Genomic DNA, 15,762 nt, shown 5'->3' with positions numbered 1-15,762 from the left:
AATGGATGCTTACTCCGTTGGAGAAATAAATAAAATTATTAAGCAAACTGTAGAGGGAGAATTCCTCTTAAAGAATTGTATTGTTGAAGGCGTTATCTCTAACGTAAAACGGCACAGTACAGGACATTATTATTTTTCTCTCATCGATGATACAGGGTCCATTGATATGGCTATGTGGCGTTCTAAGGTGCAACAACGGGGCTTAGAAGGTGCCCTTGAAAATGGTTTATTAGTACAAGTGCGAGGAAACATTAGTTTTTACGAAAAAACTGGTCGTTTAAGTTTTATATGTGAAGACATTCGCATTGGCGCTAAAAGTGACTATCAAATTGCCTATGAAAAGTTAAAACAAGAGTTATATGCGTTAGGGTATTTTGATGAACGTCACAAACAACCTTTACCACCTGTACCAAGTTGTATTGGTGTTGTCACTTCTGCATCAGGAGCAGTTATTTACGATATTTTACATGTAGCATCTCATCGAAATCCATTAGTAACATTCAAGGTATTTAATGTACCTGTACAGGGACCTACGGCAGGACCTATCATTGCTCGTGGCGTAGCTATGGCAGATTCTGACCCAGATGTAGATTTAATTATTGTTGGTCGTGGTGGTGGTTCTATGGAAGACTTGTGGTGCTTTAATGATAGAACCTTAATAGAATCTATATTCCAATGTGCAACACCGGTCGTGTCTGCGGTTGGTCATGAAGTAGATTATACATTATGTGATTTTGTAGCTGATGTGAGAGGAGCAACTCCAAGTCATGCCGCTGAGCTAGCTATCTATCCATTGGTGGGCCTTCAAGAAGAAGTACAGCAAAAACTAGACTTTATTCACAACACAGTGCAGTATCGTATTCAAAAAGAAAAACAACAGTTGTTTTCTATTACGAATCGTAAGATTACTGTACCTGCCATGAATTTGGTGCATCAACAGAAAAATATATTGCAACGCTTTGAACACCTTTTACATAATGCCATGCAAAAGAAATCCCAAGATGAATCACGTAAATTAGCTATATTAGCAACTCAATTGGATAATAAAAATCCTTTAGCTAAAGTCATTAAGGGTTTTGCTAAAGTAGCTATTAATGGGGCTCCATTACAAACAATTGAAAATGTGAAAATTGGTGATACATTAGATATACATATTCAAGATGGCTCTGTAAAAGCAACTGTACAGGAGGTAACACAACGTGGCTAAATCTATAAAAAATTACGAAAAGAAATATACTGCCTTAGAAGAAGTAGTAAAAAAACTAGATGATGAAAGCTTATCTATGCATGAATTGTTAAAAACCTATAAAGAAGGATTAACACTAGTTAAAGAATGTTCTGATTTATTGCAGCTTGTAGAAGAAGAAGTAGAACAAATTATTAAAACTGTACAAGTAGATACGAATTAGGAGACAAAGTACGTTTTTTTATGTATAATAGAGTTAGAATATTTATACAAAAATTTATTATCTTTCAAAGAATTGAGGATATTATGTTAAAAGAGTACTTGCAACAAAGTAAGGCAGACATTGAAAGTTATCTTTCCTCTGTATTAGAATCACCGAATACAGAGTATGCTAAATTATATGAAAGTATGAAATACAGCTTGTTAATGGGAGGAAAGCGGATTCGACCTATTATCACGAAAGCTGTTATTGAATCCTTAGATGGATCTTGGGATGCTTATAAAGATGTAGTATGTGCTATTGAATTAATTCATACCTATTCTTTAATTCATGATGATTTGCCAGCTATGGATAATGATGATTATCGTCGTGGAAAGCTAACCAACCATCGTGTGTATGGTGATGGTATGGCTATTTTAGCCGGAGATGGATTATTAACCTATGCGTTTGAATTAGTGAGCAAACACAAAAAGTTATCCGCAGAACAAGTGGTGCAGATTATTCATGTCTTAGCGAAAGGTGCAGGACCTAGCGGAATGGTGGGTGGTCAAGCTTTTGATCTGCAATCAGAAGGAAAATTATTACCAATGGAAGAATTAGTTGTTCTTCACAAAGGTAAAACAGGAGCTTTATTTAGTGCAGCTGTCGAAATTGGTCTAATCATTATGGATGCTCCTACAGTTGTAAGAGAAGCATACCTACGTTATGCAGATCATTTAGGTTTATTATTCCAAATTACTGATGATATCTTAGATGTAGTAGGCACACAAGAAGAATTAGGAAAAACTCCTGGCAGTGATGAGCGTCAGCATAAAGCAACGTATGTATCTATTTTAGGTTTAGATACCGCTAAAGAACGTGCCCAAGAGGTGGCCAATCTCGCATTAACAGCATTGCATGATTCCAAACAAACATCACCTGTACTCGAAGGGCTAGTCCAATATTTAATGGACCGCACACAGTAGGAGACGCTTATGAGTCAAAAAGAACGTCTTGATATACTACTTGTGCAACGTGGCTTATTTGAAAGTAGAGAAAAAGCTAAGGCCGCTGTTATGGCAGGGCTTATCTTTTCTGGCTCACAGCGATTGGATAAATCTGGCACTAAAGTATCAGTAGATACACATTTGGAAGTAAGAGGCAATACGTTACCATATGTGAGCCGTGGTGGCTTAAAGTTGGGAAAAGCCATCGACTTATTTCCCATAGATTTAACAAATGCTGTTATGGTAGATATTGGTGCATCTACAGGTGGGTTTACGGACTGTGCCCTACAACATGGAGCAGTTAAAGTCTTTGCCATTGATGTAGGTTACAATCAATTAGCATGGAAGTTACGACAAGATCCTAGAGTCATTAATATGGAAAAACAAAATATTCGCACCGTTACACCTGTACAATTAGGGGAAATTAGCGATTTTATTTCTATTGATGTGGCTTTTATCTCCTTAGATAAGGTGCTTCCAGTAGCAACGACCCTATTGAAAGATACCGGCTCTTTAGTAGCGTTAATCAAACCTCAGTTTGAGGCCGGTAAAGAACTAGTCGGTAAAGGTGGCATAGTACGTGAAAAATCTACACATAAATTAGTGTTAGATCGTATCTTGCATATCGCTAAAGATTGTGACTTATATTTACATGGATTAACTTATTCTCCCATTAAAGGAATGGAAGGAAATATTGAATTTTTAGGATATTTTACAAAACAAACAGAGGGTTCCTTGGACATTACTGAAGAGCTAATTACAGCCACGGTAGAGGAGGCTCATCAATTATAGGAGGATCTATGAGAATCGGTTTCTTTCCTAATATGAAAAAAGAGAATATTCGTGATGTTTTATCACAAGCAATTACTTATTGCCATACATTTGGTATAGAAGTATATATGCCTAAAGAATTGGAACATCATGATGTATGTGCATTGGGGATAGAAAAGTCTCACTTATTACCACGACCAGAGGTATTTGAACATTTGGATATGGCATTTAGCTTTGGTGGTGATGGTACGATTATTCAATTAGCTCGTCAAATTTATCCATATAATGTACCAATTTGTGGTATTAATTTAGGCGAATTAGGTTTCTTAAACCAAATTGAGCTTGAAAACTTAGAGATGGCTATTGAAAGAATTAGTAAGGGTAATTATTATGTAGAAGATCGCATTCATTTGGTAGGAACTTTGCACACTTCTGAAGGAGAACGTGTACTACGTCCTGCTATTAATGATATTGTGGTATCTCGTTCAGAACCAGGTAAAATGGCGCGCATCAACTTGTCGATTAATGGTGGACATACGCAAATGTATCCTGCTGATGGTTTAATTGTAGCTTGTTCTACAGGATCTACAGGGTATAACTTATCTGCTGGTGGTCCTATTATGGCGCCAGATAATCGGTCTCTTATCGTAACACCCATTGCGCCTCACTTATTACAAGGTGTATCTTTAGTATTAAAAGAAAGTGCAAAGATTGATATTACTATGCCAGAGCGCCAAAAAAACTTACACATATCTGTCGATGGTACTTTTGATTATGAATTTAGTAATACTGATTCCTTGCATATTGAAGCCAATCCACAATATTGTAAATATGTGAGATTTAAAGATCAAAAATTCTTCGCTACCTTATTTAAAAAGTTGACTGCACGATCTAAGGAGGTTCTATGATTCCTCTACACCACAGTGTAGAATTTCAGCATCATCTATGGCTGGATGCTTTAGAATCAGCTAGAACTATTGTAGATATTACTTGTGGCAATGGACATGACACAATGTATCTTTTGTCACATTGTCATAAAAATAGTCATGTATATGCTATTGATATACAAGAAGTAGCAATAACAAGGACGAAAGAAAAGATTGTAAAAGAACTTCCACAGGCTATGAAGCAAGTGGATTTCATATTGGGTTCACATGATAGTGCCCTGGAAACACTTCCGGTATCTACTATCGATTTGATGATAGGAAATTTAGGATATTTACCGAATGCTGATCATCAAATTATGACCCAATCTACATCAACAATTAAAGCTATATCAAAAGGATTGGCAAAACTTTCAGTGAACGGATTATGTACCATTGTAGCGTATCCAGGAACAGAAACCGGTCGTAAAGAAGCAGAAGACCTGGAATATTATATAGCTTCTATGAATCAAAAAGAGTATCACTGCAGTACGTGGCGACCATTAAATCAAGCAAATCAACCACCTATTTTATATATTATACGTCGGAGGAAATAATGAAGCGTTTTCGTTATAATAAGATAAAAGAAATTATTCAAACTAAGGCTATTGAAACACAAGAAGAGTTAGCCCAAGCTTTGGTAGAAGAAGGAATTACCGTTACACAAGCAACAGTATCACGTGACATTAAGGAATTGATGTTAATTAAAGTTCCTACAGGGGATGGACGATATAGATATGCCTTATCTCCAGAAGAAAATATTATGTTATCTAGAACTCGTATCAATCGCTTGTTCCAAGATTCTATTTTGCGTATCGATCACGTCTTAAATCAAGTAGTATTACATACTTTGCCAGGATCAGCACAATCTGTGGCATTTGCCATTGACCATGCAAAATGGCACGAAGTAATAGGAACAATTGCAGGAGATGATACGATTCTATTAATTTGCAATTCTGTAGAAAGTGTAGAATTAGTATTAGAACGTATGCAAGACTTAATGAGGGATTAATATGCTAGTACGCATGGGGATTAAAAATTTTGCCCTCATCGAACATATGCAGCTAGAGTTTACCAAGGGCATCACTATTTTTACTGGAGAAACAGGTTCAGGTAAGTCTATTTTGATGGATGCATTTTCCATTCTATTAGGGGAAAGAGCTAGTAGTGAATTTATTCGTCATGAGAAGGACTCTTTTCTCATTGAAGGTGTTTTTGATATTGCTGGAGATAGCGTATTACAAGAACTGTTAGTAAATAAAAACATTTTAGTGGAAGAAGACACTTTAATCTTATCTAGAACTTTTAATCTAAACGGTAAATCACAAATTTTAGCAAATGACCAAGTGATTCCATTGAAGGCATTACGTGAAATCGGCACCTATTTAGCAGATATTCATGGTCAATATAGTAACCAACAGCTCTTATTACCAGAAACACATCATATCTATTTAGATACGTATAATGATGATGCCACGAAGGCTTATGAAAATTACGTAACAGCCTATACTGATTATGCCAGTGCAAAGCGACAATTAGAAACATTGCGTGAAGAGTCGGCACAAAGAATTCGTGAATTAGATATGTTGCGGTTTCAGATTGATGAAATTGAAGAAGCCCAATTACAGCCAAATGAAGATACAGCAGTATCGGAAGAATTAGAGCGATTGGATAACTATGAGCATCTTCAATCTACCATTTCTAGTTGTTATGATGGTATCTATGGGGGCAGAACTCCCCTGATTGATGGTTTAAACAGTGTTACTAATGAAGTGACTGATCTTGTAAAATATGATAAAGACATGGAAGAAATAGCTGAGTTATTGCGATCCGCCTATTATCAATTAGAAGAAGCTGGTCAAGCTTTAGATAGATACCGTGATTCTATTAGCTATGATGAAGAGCGTTATTTTTACTTACAAGAAAGAGATACACTTATTTACAGTTTAAAACGTAAATATGGAGATACCATTGAAAGTATTTTTGCCTTTGAAGAAACAGCGCAAACTCGACTGGAGTTACTAGAATCTCATGAAAGTGAAGAATCACAGCTAGTAGAGCGTGTAGAAACACTAAAAACGCAAGCATTACAAGCGTTACAGTCTCTTACACAGATTCGTCATGTTCATCATAAAGAGATAACCGATGCCTTACAGAAGAACTTAATTCAATTAGGTATGCCCAAAGCAAAGCTAGAATTTGTCATAGAAGGTACTGAAACCTTATCTCCATTAGGAGCTAGCCGCATAGAACTATTATTTTCTGCTAATGCAGGAGAAGCTTTATTACCACTACATAAAGTTGCCTCTGGCGGTGAGTTAGCACGTATTGCCTTAGCTTTTAAAACAGTATTTAATAAAGCAACCCATAAGACCTTAGTGTTTGATGAAATTGATGTAGGCATTAGTGGTGATATTGCTTTACAAGTAGCTAAACAAATTCTTCAATTAAGTTCAGATAATCAGGTATTCTGTATTACACACCTACCTCAAACTGCTAGTGTAGCAAAACAACATTATCATTTACATAAGGTAGAAGAAGAGGGGCGAACTATTTCTAAAGTGACTATTCTTTCAGAAGAAGAACATGTTACACAGATTGCCCGTATGATGTCAGGGCAATCTTTCTCAGATACAGCCATAAATACAGCAAAAGAAATGATTCAATACTTTCAACAGGAGTCATTCTAGGAGGAACAATGAAAGTTTTAGTTAATGGAGCAGCTGGTAAAATGGGCCGTGAGGTGCTAAAAGCTGTTCATAATGATACAGAGTTAACTTTAGTGGGCGGGGTAGATCCTAGCCATGGTGGTAAAGATGTTAGTGAATTCATAGGTACTAGTCCGTTAAACTGTAAAATATACAGTCAATTAGAGGAAGGTATTGAAGCCGTACATCCAGATGTGATTGTGGACTTTACAACACCAGCAATTATTTTTGATAATGCAAAATTTATGTTATCAAAAGGGATTCACGTTGTGATTGGTACAACTAGTCTTACAGAAGTACACCGTAAAGAGCTAGATTCCATTGGTAGAGCACATGGTGCTAATTGTTTAGTAGCACCTAACTTCTCATTAGGTGCAGTGATGATGATGAAAACTGCTGCAGAACTAGCTCCGTATTTCCCCGATGTGGAGATTATTGAACTACATCATAATCATAAATACGATGCACCTTCTGGTACAGCTGTATTAACAGCTAAATTGATCAATGATGCAAAGCAAGCAGCCAATGTAAAAGCTGCAGAAGATTTAACTCGTGAGAGTCTACCAGGTGCTCGTGGTGCTAAAGTCGATGATGTAACCATTCACAGTGTTCGTTTACCAGGGTATGTAGCACATCAAGAAGTTATTTTTGGTGGCTATGATGAAACATTGGTAATTCGTCATGATTCATTAAGTCGACTGTCCTTTATGCCTGGTGTGGTATTAGCTTGTAAAAAAATTAAAGATTATGTCGGATTAACATATGGATTAGAACATTATCTATAATGTTATATTCTATGTATTTCTTGCTAAAGAAAAACTTAAATAGTATAATACATATAACTATAATTAAGTAATTTATATTAAGGAGTTACTATGAGAAAACCTCATTTAGCCATATTAGGTGCTACTGGTGCAGTAGGACAAGAATTTATTACATTAATTGAAGAGCGTAAATTTCCTTATGAAAGCATTAAGTTATTAGCGTCTGCCCGTTCAGCGGGTAAAGTATTGAAAGTAGACGGTAAAGACTATGTGGTGGAAGAAGCAAAACCAGAATCTTTTGAAGGTGTTGATATTGCCTTATTTGCAGGTGGTTCTATTTCTAAAACATTAGCTCCAGAAGCTGCTAGGCGTGGCGCTATTGTAATTGATAATTCTAGTGCATTCCGTATGGATCCAGAAGTTCCATTAGTAGTGCCTGAAGTCAATCCAGAAGATATTGATACACATAAAGGGATTATTGCTAACCCTAACTGTTCCACTATTATCATGGCATTAGGATTAAAACCGTTGCATGATTTATCCCCAATTAAACGTGTTGTTGTCAGCACATACCAAGCTGTATCTGGAGCAGGTAAAGAAGGAATTGAAGAATTAGATTCCCAAGTGGCTCAACATGTTGCTGGGGAAGAGATGGTAGCTAATTTATTGCCTACTGGATCTATGGATAAACATTATCCAATCGCATTTAATTTAATTCCGCAAATTGATGTATTCATGGAAAATGGATACTCTAAAGAAGAAATGAAAATGGTATTGGAAACTCAAAAAATATTACATGATGATTCTATCGAAGTAGTACCGACTACAGTACGTGTCCCAGTATACCGTTCTCATTCTGAATCTGTACTAGTAAAAACAGAGTCTCCCGTATCTGTAGAGGATTTCAAAGCTGCTTGTGAAAAATTCCCAGGTTTGCGAGTAAACGATAATCCAGCTGCACAAGAATACCCAATGCCTTTATACACATCTAATCAGAATGATTGTGAAATTGGCCGCATTCGTAAAGACTTATTTAATGACTATGCTATGAATTTCTGGATTGTAGGAGACCAAATCCGTAAAGGTGCTGCATTAAACGCATTACAAATTGCAGAATACTTAGTAGAACATCAATCATTCTAATTATACATTTTAGGGGGTGCTAAGATGACAACATTTGGAAATGTCTTAACAGCTATGATCACTCCTTTTACTGATGATGGTCATGTAAATTTTCAAGAAGCCTTGCGTCTAGCTGGACACTTATTGGACAATGGTTCTGATGGTTTAATTGTATGCGGTACTACCGGTGAAAGTCCCAATATTGATGACCGTGACAAACTTGAGTTATTTACATTAATCGCTAAAGAGTATGGTCATCGTGCTACCATTATTGCCAATACAGGTAGCAATTCCACCAAAAAGTCGATTGCTTTAACAAAGGCTGCTAGTCATACTGGTGTTCATGCTGTGATGGCTGTAGTACCATATTATAATAAGCCGAATCAAGAAGGTTGTTATTTACATTTTAAAGCTATTGCAGATAGTACTAATTTACCCGTTATGCTATATAATGTACCGGGTCGAACAGGTGGCCGTATAGAACCGGAAACAGTAGCTAGATTAGCTAAGGAATGCCCTAATATTACATCTATTAAAGAAGCTACAGGAGATATCAAAATCACCCAACAGATTCGTGAATTGCTACCAAATAATGACTTTATGATTTATTCTGGTGATGATGCATTAACATTAGATGTACTACAAAATGGTGGAGTGGGTGTTATTTCTGTTTCCTCTCATATTGTAGGAAAACAAATGCAAGAAATGATAGCATTATTTAAAGATAATAAAGTAAAAGAGGCAAGAGCTATTGAACTTTCAATAGTACCTATTCTAAAAGCAATGTTTATTACAACAAACCCTATTCCTGTAAAATATGCAATGAAGCAATTAGGTTTCAGTACAGGACCTTTATTATTGCCCTTGTGTGATCCATCTGTAGAGGAATCACAGATTATTGATACAGCTATAGAATCTTATAAACACTAAAAATTAGAAAAAGATAGTAGTCACATCATCGACTACTATCTTTTCATTTATATAACTGCACTATTTTGTATATACATATGTTTAAAATAGTTTTTGTGTACATTACATTTAATACTAAGAGGTACAATATGAAAGATATCAATGTCCGCCCAATACAATTATCTGATATACCAGACATACTAAAAATTTATGAATACTATATCACAAATACAGCAATCACATTTGAATATGTGGTACCCACTATAGAAGAATTTACTAGAAGGATAAAGCACGTTATACAGAGATATCCGTATTTAGTTGCGGAAGTAGACGGCAATTTAGTAGGATATGCCTATGCCAATATATTGAAAGACAGAAAAGCCTATGAATGGAGTGTAGAAACATCTATTTATGTTCATCATACGTATCGGGATCTAGGTATTGGAAGTCATTTATATACTCATTTATTTAACTATTTAAAACAACAAGGTATACTTAGTGTATATGCATGTATTACAGTTCCATTACAAGATGATCAATTTTGTGATTGCTCAAGTTATACATATCATAAGTATTTAGGTTTTTCTGAAGTAGGACGATTCCCAAAAGCAGGATATAAATTTAATACATGGTATGACATTGTATGGATGCATATGGAACTAGAAGACCATACTACTCCAATAGAGCCTATTAGATATTTTAAAGATATTGCCCAATTGTAATCTTTATGAATAGTACAGATCGTATATAAAAAAATGTAAATAGTATATACTTAAGCTATAGTTAAAAGTAACCTGTCTGAGGTTGTATAGTAAAAAGTAGAGGGCTGAATACACCCTCTACTTTTTACTTACTTATATACTTTTTAAATATGGTCACGAATGAGTCCAATTACACGACCTTCAATGACACAATTTCGTGTAATAATAGGTTCAAACTCTTCATTTTCCGGCATTAAACGAATATGATCAGATTCTTTATAGAAACGTTTTACTGTGGCTTCATCATCAATACGAGCTACCACAATATCACCATTATTAGCGGTGGATTGATTACGTACAATCAGCAAGTCACCTTCATACATACCGATATCACGCATAGATTCACCGCGAACGCGTAATAAAAAACATTCAGAGCTACCTAATAAGGTAGTAGGTAGGACAAACTCATCTTCACGGTTTTCAATAGCTGTTACAGGAAGTCCTGCTTGTACAGTGCCAATTAAAGGAACTCGACGTAGACCAGCCTCTAAGAAGTTAAATTCAGGACTTGAAGTAACCTCGTGGGTTTCTTCATCTATCTCTAAAGCAGGTACATCAGGCATGTTTACAACAGTGATAGAGCGATTTTTATTAGCATCACGAGTAATATAGCCAAATTTTTCTAATGTATTTAAATGACTTTGAACAGTAGAAGTGGAGCTTAAGCCCATATGATCGCCAATTTCACGAACACTTGGACAGCGATAGCGCTGTTGTAAGCTTTCAATAATAAAATCTAATATTCTTTGTTGTTTACTATTTATATCAGTTGCTGGACGTCTCAATGGAATAACCTCTCATTCTACAGTACGATGGAACTTAATTTATATAAGCCTATTATAAATATAATATCGAAAATTGTCAAATATGTGTTCTAAAAAATTATACTTGACCGAACGTTTGTATGTGTGTTAAAATATGCACATAAGCAAACAGATGTGCTATTTATTTTGTTCGATATTATTAGAGAGAGGTATATATTATGCATAAATTATTTTCTATTTTACTAATGGTAGCCATGGTATTTGTAGTGAATAGTATGATTAACACAACAAGATTAGAGATGGATACTCAAAATATTAAAGCTGTACAAGTAGATGCCGGTGATACATTATGGAGTATATCTCAAAAGGCCTTAGCTCAAACAGAGGATATTGATATTCGTGAGTATATTGTAGCTATCGAAGAAATTAATCACTTACAACATGGTAAAGCATTACGTGCTGGAGAAACTTTAATGATTCCTACATTGAAAGAAAAAACTATGTTCGGTTTTATTACAGCTTGGGCAAATAATTAAATAATAGTATATGTATGTTCGATAAGATATTGAAATATATATTGAATGATAGAATAAAAAGACTGTACACCCTCATGAATAATATTAGGGTATGCAGTCTTCTTTTATCTTCTTTTAGTGTAAGAAATAAACCATTTAAGTTCCTGTTTTATATATTTTATATGTATAACTATATAATTACTATATATAGACTCAGTATACATAACGGAATTAAGTTGTAGGTAGTTAATTAAGATGGCACTATTTACGATTGAACATAGAAGATATAGGGTTATCTACAAATTTATTGGCTTCATTTATATACCGTCGTACCATATTGACACTATGATGTCGTGTTTGTTTCATAATATTTCGTTCTTCTACGCCATAATGGGCTGCTGTAGTAGCAAAGCCATGACGTAAACTATGCGCACCATATAAGGATGGATCTTCGCCTATAGCTGACATATAGTATTTTACAATATCTGCGATACTTTTATCACTGATAGCAGTTTTCCGTATGCTCATATTTTTTGTAAACCCTCTAAAGATAGGCCCTGTTGTAATAGGAACGAATTGTAACCATGCTTTAAGGGATCTCACGGCGCATAAGTTTTCATTTTCGATATAGGGTATGGCAACGATAGCACCTTGACCTTCTTGGTCAGCTTTTGAACTTGATACGAAGATTTCTAAACCTTCTGGCAAAAATTTCAAAGATTCTACTGTTAATGCAGATAATTCGCTACGCCGAAAGGCCCCCATAAAGCCTAATAATAAAATAGCTTTATCACGGAGCTTTTGTATAGGTGCTATATCGGCCGTTTCCATATAGTCAATGATATCCATAAGATCATCCAGTAATACAGGAGTTTTACCTTGTTGATATGTCCCTAAGGATCGACGTATACCTCGCATGGCTTGCTTAACGATAGGAGCGCTACAAGGGTTATTTTCAATACCTGAAGCATTAAAATTTTCCGATAGAGCGCTGATACGACGTGATATGGTATTAGCCTTAGCATAATCGGCTAAATCATTGATATAATTGACGATAATTTCTGGTGAGCTCGGAAAAAAGGATTCCTGTTTATGTCGACACCAATCGACGAAATCCATCCAATCAGATTCATAAGCATCTACAGTATTTTCTGCTTTAGATAATAGAATACTAGACTTAGCCTTGTCACTAAGTTTAGAATTGTTCATAATCTCTTTATAATTGCGTAAATAGAAGTGTGTGTTAGATTGATTCATAAGCGCCTCAAATGTTCTATATCGAGGTATTGGTACCTATATTGCTATTTTAAACTAAAAAATTACTTCCGATAATATATCGTTATCGGAAGTAATTATATCATAGGCCAAAATAAATGGCAAATATGCTATTTTTGTGACGTACTAGCATAGATCAGTATTAACTATATGCTAACACATGTAACGTTATTTGTTTAATACCATATGGACTGTAACAGTATACTTACAGAGATGCTAGGAATGTTTTTAGAATGTTCCAAGTTGTAACAAAGCTTTCTAATTGCATGCGTTCTGTAGGCGCATGCAAGTCATGAATGTTCGGACCAATGTTTATAGCATCTACAGGGCCTTGTAAGTTATCTAGCATGTAGCCAACTTCAAGACCTGCATGGATTACATTGAACTGTAAGTCTTTAGCACCGGTCACAGATTCATAAGCCTTTTGATAGGATTTTTGCAATGGGCTATCAAATGTTGGTAGCCATCCTGGATACTCTGCTTCTTGGTTAGCAGAAGCACCATAATCTTGTACTAATTTTTCTAAGCCTGTATAATGAGCCTCTAAATTCTTAGCATCTGTACTGCGTACTTGCATTTTAAGGTATACAGCACCATCCGCCATACCCAAAACACCAATGTTATTAGAGTACCATACTTCATTCGGATTGTCAGGAGCATGCTGTAATATACCTTGTTCAATTCCTTGAATCAGTTCACAAAGCTTTTGTACTGTGTCATTGCTAAAAGCACGTTCCATGGTGATGGCTTCTAAGTCTAATTCTACTAAATCTTCACGATCGACTTTAGGCACAACAGATAAAGAAATTGATATATTTTCATTAGCCTTAGCATACTGTGTATTCCATTTTTCTTGTTCTTCTTGTAACAAAACTTGCACGTATGGTACATCCTGTAAATGTAGATACACGTCAGCATAGGCACGTAATGGTATGGCATTAGGCGCACTACCACCGCTCACTTCTGTGACACGAATATTGTGCTCAACAGTAATTCGTTCTAATACTTTAGATAAAATATATATAGCATTAGCCCGACCTAAGTGAATATCACATCCAGAGTGACCACCTTGTAAACCTTCAATAGTAATTCTTCGTTTTGTCATCTCATTATTTACAGATACGGGGACAATTGGTAATGTCACAGTGGATCCATGACCGCCAGCACTTCCGATAGTCACTTCATTCATGCTTTCCCCATCCATATTGATGAGACGGTTGCCTTGTAAATGACTGTAATCTAATGTTTTAACACCTTTGAAAGTAGTTTCTTCTTCTACCGTGAATACTACCTCTAATGGAGGATGTGGAATATTTGTGGAAACTAAGATAGCCATACCATAGGCTACTGCAAATCCATCATCTGCCCCTAACGTAGTTCCATTGGCATGTAAGATACCATCCTCTACATCCAAAGCAATCGGGCTATTAATAAAGTCATGCTCTACAGACTCTAATTTCGTGCACACCATGTCCATATGACCTTGCAAAATGACTGGTTCATGTGATTCATATCCCTCTGTGCCGGCTTTTTTTATGATTAGATTATAGTGTTCATCTTGAAACACATCTAATCCCAAATTTAGAGCCCAGTATTTAATATAATTGGAAATCGCTTGCTCATGTCCAGATTTTCTAGGGATATTAGCAATTTCTTGAAAGTAATGCAGAATATTATCCACATTATATTGATTCATAATAGTTTGATTGATTGACACTCTGTTGCCTCCTAGATTAGTCGATATTTGGCCAACCTAATTCTTTACCGCCCAATAAATGAGCATGTAAATGGAATACAGTTTGACCTGCTTTGGCGCCAGTATTTAATGTTAAACGGTATCCATCAGCGGCTAAACCTAATTCTTTTGCTACCAATTTGGCGAATGGTAAGATACCTTCCACATAGGCTTCATTATTTTCGTTTAAATGAGCAATGTTAGATACATGGTTTTTAGGAATGATCAAGACATGAACTGGTGCTACTGGAGCAATATCATGGAATGCTAAAAATTTGTCATTTTCTAATACAACCTTAGCTAGAATTTCTTTATTAATAATTTTACAAAATAAGCAATCTTCTTTCATGGGAATCCCCTTTCTTGTATACTGTATGATACTTACATACTATATGTTTACTATATCAAATATTTTCTATGTAGTCTATTATTATTTTCTAAACTTATCTAGTGTTTCCCCTGATTCATTTTTCCAGCTTGTCCAACCATTTGTAGACAATCCCCTTACTAAAGTTGCAGCAGCGTATGGAGATTTACACACTATATCCTCTATTAATATACCATTTTTTATCACAGCTGATTTTCTTAGCTCATTAGCATAGGAATAGTTAGAAGGAGGACATGAACTACCTTTTAATACAATAAATTTACCATTATCCACCAACATTTTACCATATATAGATCCAATATCTTTTCTTTTTTGATCGATATGATATAATCCGTCAGGAATATTTTGATAACTTTGATTTTCTAAATTATCAGCTCTAGCCTTAGTAGCATTATCAAATACAACATCTTTACCTTGATCTGTAGGATAAACCTGCTTTCCATCAAAGGAAGATAATAATTGGATAACTAACTCTATATCAAGTGCAAATAGTTCTGTATTGTGAAGTCGACTTTTACTAAATATATCATCTAACAAAAGTTCTTTTTCATCATAATCATCTACTTCAATAGCAAATTTTCGTTTTAAACCTACTACATTCCGATAGCCATTATTCTCTAATGTATTCATTCGAGATTCAAAGTTATCAATACCAGTCTTACCTATTTTAACTAAGCCGTCTACGACTGTTGTCATTACATATAAAATTCCTCTTGCCATATATCCCCCTTAATA

The 15,762-nt window shown here is 35.3% G+C and carries 18 protein-coding genes; 13 read left to right on the top strand and 5 right to left on the bottom strand.

Annotated features, from left to right (window positions below):
* Nucleotide 1: 1 nt before the first annotated feature.
* The 12 genes from xseA to EO117_RS03370 all read left to right on the top strand — a co-directional run bounded on the left by xseA (nt 2) and on the right by EO117_RS03370 (nt 10,311).
* On the top strand, nt 2-1,207 hold the full coding sequence (gene xseA / locus EO117_RS03425) for an exodeoxyribonuclease VII large subunit (RefSeq protein WP_126939111.1): 1,206 nt from the start codon (nt 2-4) through the stop codon (nt 1,205-1,207).
* Entirely contained in the window at nt 1,200-1,409 is a 210-nt protein-coding gene (gene xseB / locus EO117_RS03420) for an exodeoxyribonuclease VII small subunit (protein WP_126939110.1), read from the top strand. The genes xseA and xseB overlap by 8 nt, the downstream gene beginning before the upstream one ends.
* Nucleotides 1,410-1,492: 83 nt before the next feature.
* Nucleotides 1,493-2,371 (top strand): polyprenyl synthetase family protein, encoded by an 879-nt coding sequence (locus tag EO117_RS03415; RefSeq protein WP_126939109.1) that lies wholly within the window; start codon nt 1,493-1,495, stop codon nt 2,369-2,371.
* A 9-nt stretch (nt 2,372-2,380) separates the two neighbouring features.
* Nucleotides 2,381-3,184: a TlyA family RNA methyltransferase gene (locus EO117_RS03410; protein ID WP_126939108.1), complete on the top strand. Its 804-nt coding sequence runs from the start codon at nt 2,381-2,383 to the stop codon at nt 3,182-3,184.
* 8 nt (nt 3,185-3,192) lie between these two features.
* Complete coding sequence (locus EO117_RS03405; protein WP_126939107.1) at nt 3,193-4,071, top strand: NAD(+)/NADH kinase; 879 nt, start codon at nt 3,193-3,195, stop codon at nt 4,069-4,071.
* The gene (locus EO117_RS03400) at nt 4,068-4,643 is read left to right on the top strand and encodes a class I SAM-dependent methyltransferase (RefSeq protein WP_126939106.1); all 576 of its coding nucleotides are present in this window, start codon (nt 4,068-4,070) and stop codon (nt 4,641-4,643) included. The genes EO117_RS03405 and EO117_RS03400 overlap by 4 nt, the downstream gene beginning before the upstream one ends.
* Nucleotides 4,643-5,098, top strand: a complete 456-nt coding sequence (argR, locus tag EO117_RS03395) for an arginine repressor (RefSeq protein ID WP_126939105.1) — start codon at nt 4,643-4,645, stop codon at nt 5,096-5,098. Before EO117_RS03400 ends, argR begins: the two co-directional genes overlap by 1 nt.
* A gap of 1 nt (nt 5,099) precedes the next feature.
* Nucleotides 5,100-6,776 (top strand): DNA repair protein RecN, encoded by a 1,677-nt coding sequence (gene recN / locus EO117_RS03390; RefSeq protein WP_126939104.1) that lies wholly within the window; start codon nt 5,100-5,102, stop codon nt 6,774-6,776.
* An 8-nt stretch (nt 6,777-6,784) separates the two neighbouring features.
* Nucleotides 6,785-7,579, top strand: a complete 795-nt coding sequence (gene dapB, locus EO117_RS03385) for a 4-hydroxy-tetrahydrodipicolinate reductase (RefSeq protein ID WP_126939103.1) — start codon at nt 6,785-6,787, stop codon at nt 7,577-7,579.
* Between the two features lie 90 nt (nt 7,580-7,669).
* Nucleotides 7,670-8,701, top strand: a complete 1,032-nt coding sequence (locus EO117_RS03380; RefSeq protein WP_126939102.1) for an aspartate-semialdehyde dehydrogenase — start codon at nt 7,670-7,672, stop codon at nt 8,699-8,701.
* A gap of 24 nt (nt 8,702-8,725) precedes the next feature.
* Nucleotides 8,726-9,610 carry a 4-hydroxy-tetrahydrodipicolinate synthase gene (dapA, locus tag EO117_RS03375; RefSeq protein ID WP_126939101.1) on the top strand — a complete coding sequence of 295 codons (885 nt, stop codon included), beginning with the start codon at nt 8,726-8,728 and terminating at the stop codon, nt 9,608-9,610.
* Nucleotides 9,611-9,738: 128 nt separating this feature from the next.
* Nucleotides 9,739-10,311 carry a GNAT family N-acetyltransferase gene (locus tag EO117_RS03370; protein WP_164727481.1) on the top strand — a complete coding sequence of 191 codons (573 nt, stop codon included), beginning with the start codon at nt 9,739-9,741 and terminating at the stop codon, nt 10,309-10,311.
* A 143-nt stretch (nt 10,312-10,454) separates the two neighbouring features.
* Here EO117_RS03370 and lexA read toward each other — a convergent pair whose 3' ends face one another.
* Nucleotides 10,455-11,135 (bottom strand): transcriptional repressor LexA, encoded by a 681-nt coding sequence (gene lexA, locus EO117_RS03365; protein ID WP_126939099.1) that lies wholly within the window; start codon nt 11,133-11,135, stop codon nt 10,455-10,457.
* Nucleotides 11,136-11,332: 197 nt separating this feature from the next.
* Between lexA and EO117_RS03360 the strand changes: the two genes are divergently transcribed.
* Nucleotides 11,333-11,650, top strand: a complete 318-nt coding sequence (locus EO117_RS03360) for a LysM peptidoglycan-binding domain-containing protein (RefSeq protein WP_126939098.1) — start codon at nt 11,333-11,335, stop codon at nt 11,648-11,650.
* Between the two features lie 240 nt (nt 11,651-11,890).
* Here the strand turns inward: EO117_RS03360 and EO117_RS03355 are convergent, their stop codons facing one another.
* From EO117_RS03355 to EO117_RS03340, 4 genes are all read right to left on the bottom strand, one after another.
* Entirely contained in the window at nt 11,891-12,886 is a 996-nt protein-coding gene (locus EO117_RS03355; RefSeq protein ID WP_126939097.1) for a site-specific integrase, read from the bottom strand.
* A 223-nt stretch (nt 12,887-13,109) separates the two neighbouring features.
* Nucleotides 13,110-14,621 carry a beta-Ala-His dipeptidase gene (gene pepD, locus EO117_RS03350; protein WP_126939096.1) on the bottom strand — a complete coding sequence of 504 codons (1,512 nt, stop codon included), beginning with the start codon at nt 14,619-14,621 and terminating at the stop codon, nt 13,110-13,112.
* 16 nt (nt 14,622-14,637) lie between these two features.
* Nucleotides 14,638-14,988, bottom strand: a complete 351-nt coding sequence (locus EO117_RS03345) for a histidine triad nucleotide-binding protein (RefSeq protein WP_126939095.1) — start codon at nt 14,986-14,988, stop codon at nt 14,638-14,640.
* Nucleotides 14,989-15,069: 81 nt separating this feature from the next.
* On the bottom strand, nt 15,070-15,747 hold the full coding sequence (locus tag EO117_RS03340; RefSeq protein ID WP_126939094.1) for a DUF4357 domain-containing protein: 678 nt from the start codon (nt 15,745-15,747) through the stop codon (nt 15,070-15,072).
* Between the last annotated feature and the right edge of the window lie 15 nt (nt 15,748-15,762).

It is taken from the genome of Veillonella sp. VA142, assembly GCF_003992135.1.
Classification (GTDB): domain Bacteria; phylum Bacillota; class Negativicutes; order Veillonellales; family Veillonellaceae; genus F0422.
Note: the sequence above shows the minus strand (reverse complement) of the source record. Positions and strands in the feature narration are given on the sequence as shown.

What these genes read in the sequence shown, in the direction of transcription:
- EO117_RS03380 (WP_126939102.1), top strand. Translation starts at nt 7,670, where the DNA reads ATGAGAAAACCTCATTTAGCCATATTAGGTGCTACTGGTGCAGTAGGA.
- EO117_RS03405 (WP_126939107.1), top strand. Translation starts at nt 3,193, where the DNA reads ATGAGAATCGGTTTCTTTCCTAATATGAAAAAAGAGAATATTCGTGAT.
- dapA (WP_126939101.1), top strand. Translation starts at nt 8,726, where the DNA reads ATGACAACATTTGGAAATGTCTTAACAGCTATGATCACTCCTTTTACT.
- EO117_RS03415 (WP_126939109.1), top strand. Translation starts at nt 1,493, where the DNA reads ATGTTAAAAGAGTACTTGCAACAAAGTAAGGCAGACATTGAAAGTTAT.
- dapB (WP_126939103.1), top strand. Translation starts at nt 6,785, where the DNA reads ATGAAAGTTTTAGTTAATGGAGCAGCTGGTAAAATGGGCCGTGAGGTG.
- EO117_RS03410 (WP_126939108.1), top strand. Translation starts at nt 2,381, where the DNA reads ATGAGTCAAAAAGAACGTCTTGATATACTACTTGTGCAACGTGGCTTA.
- EO117_RS03360 (WP_126939098.1), top strand. Translation starts at nt 11,333, where the DNA reads ATGCATAAATTATTTTCTATTTTACTAATGGTAGCCATGGTATTTGTA.
- EO117_RS03355 (WP_126939097.1), bottom strand. Translation starts at nt 12,886, where the DNA reads ATGAATCAATCTAACACACACTTCTATTTACGCAATTATAAAGAGATT.
- EO117_RS03340 (WP_126939094.1), bottom strand. Translation starts at nt 15,747, where the DNA reads ATGGCAAGAGGAATTTTATATGTAATGACAACAGTCGTAGACGGCTTA.
- EO117_RS03370 (WP_164727481.1), top strand. Translation starts at nt 9,739, where the DNA reads ATGAAAGATATCAATGTCCGCCCAATACAATTATCTGATATACCAGAC.
- recN (WP_126939104.1), top strand. Translation starts at nt 5,100, where the DNA reads ATGCTAGTACGCATGGGGATTAAAAATTTTGCCCTCATCGAACATATG.
- xseA (WP_126939111.1), top strand. Translation starts at nt 2, where the DNA reads ATGGATGCTTACTCCGTTGGAGAAATAAATAAAATTATTAAGCAAACT.
- EO117_RS03345 (WP_126939095.1), bottom strand. Translation starts at nt 14,988, where the DNA reads ATGAAAGAAGATTGCTTATTTTGTAAAATTATTAATAAAGAAATTCTA.
- argR (WP_126939105.1), top strand. Translation starts at nt 4,643, where the DNA reads ATGAAGCGTTTTCGTTATAATAAGATAAAAGAAATTATTCAAACTAAG.
- EO117_RS03400 (WP_126939106.1), top strand. Translation starts at nt 4,068, where the DNA reads ATGATTCCTCTACACCACAGTGTAGAATTTCAGCATCATCTATGGCTG.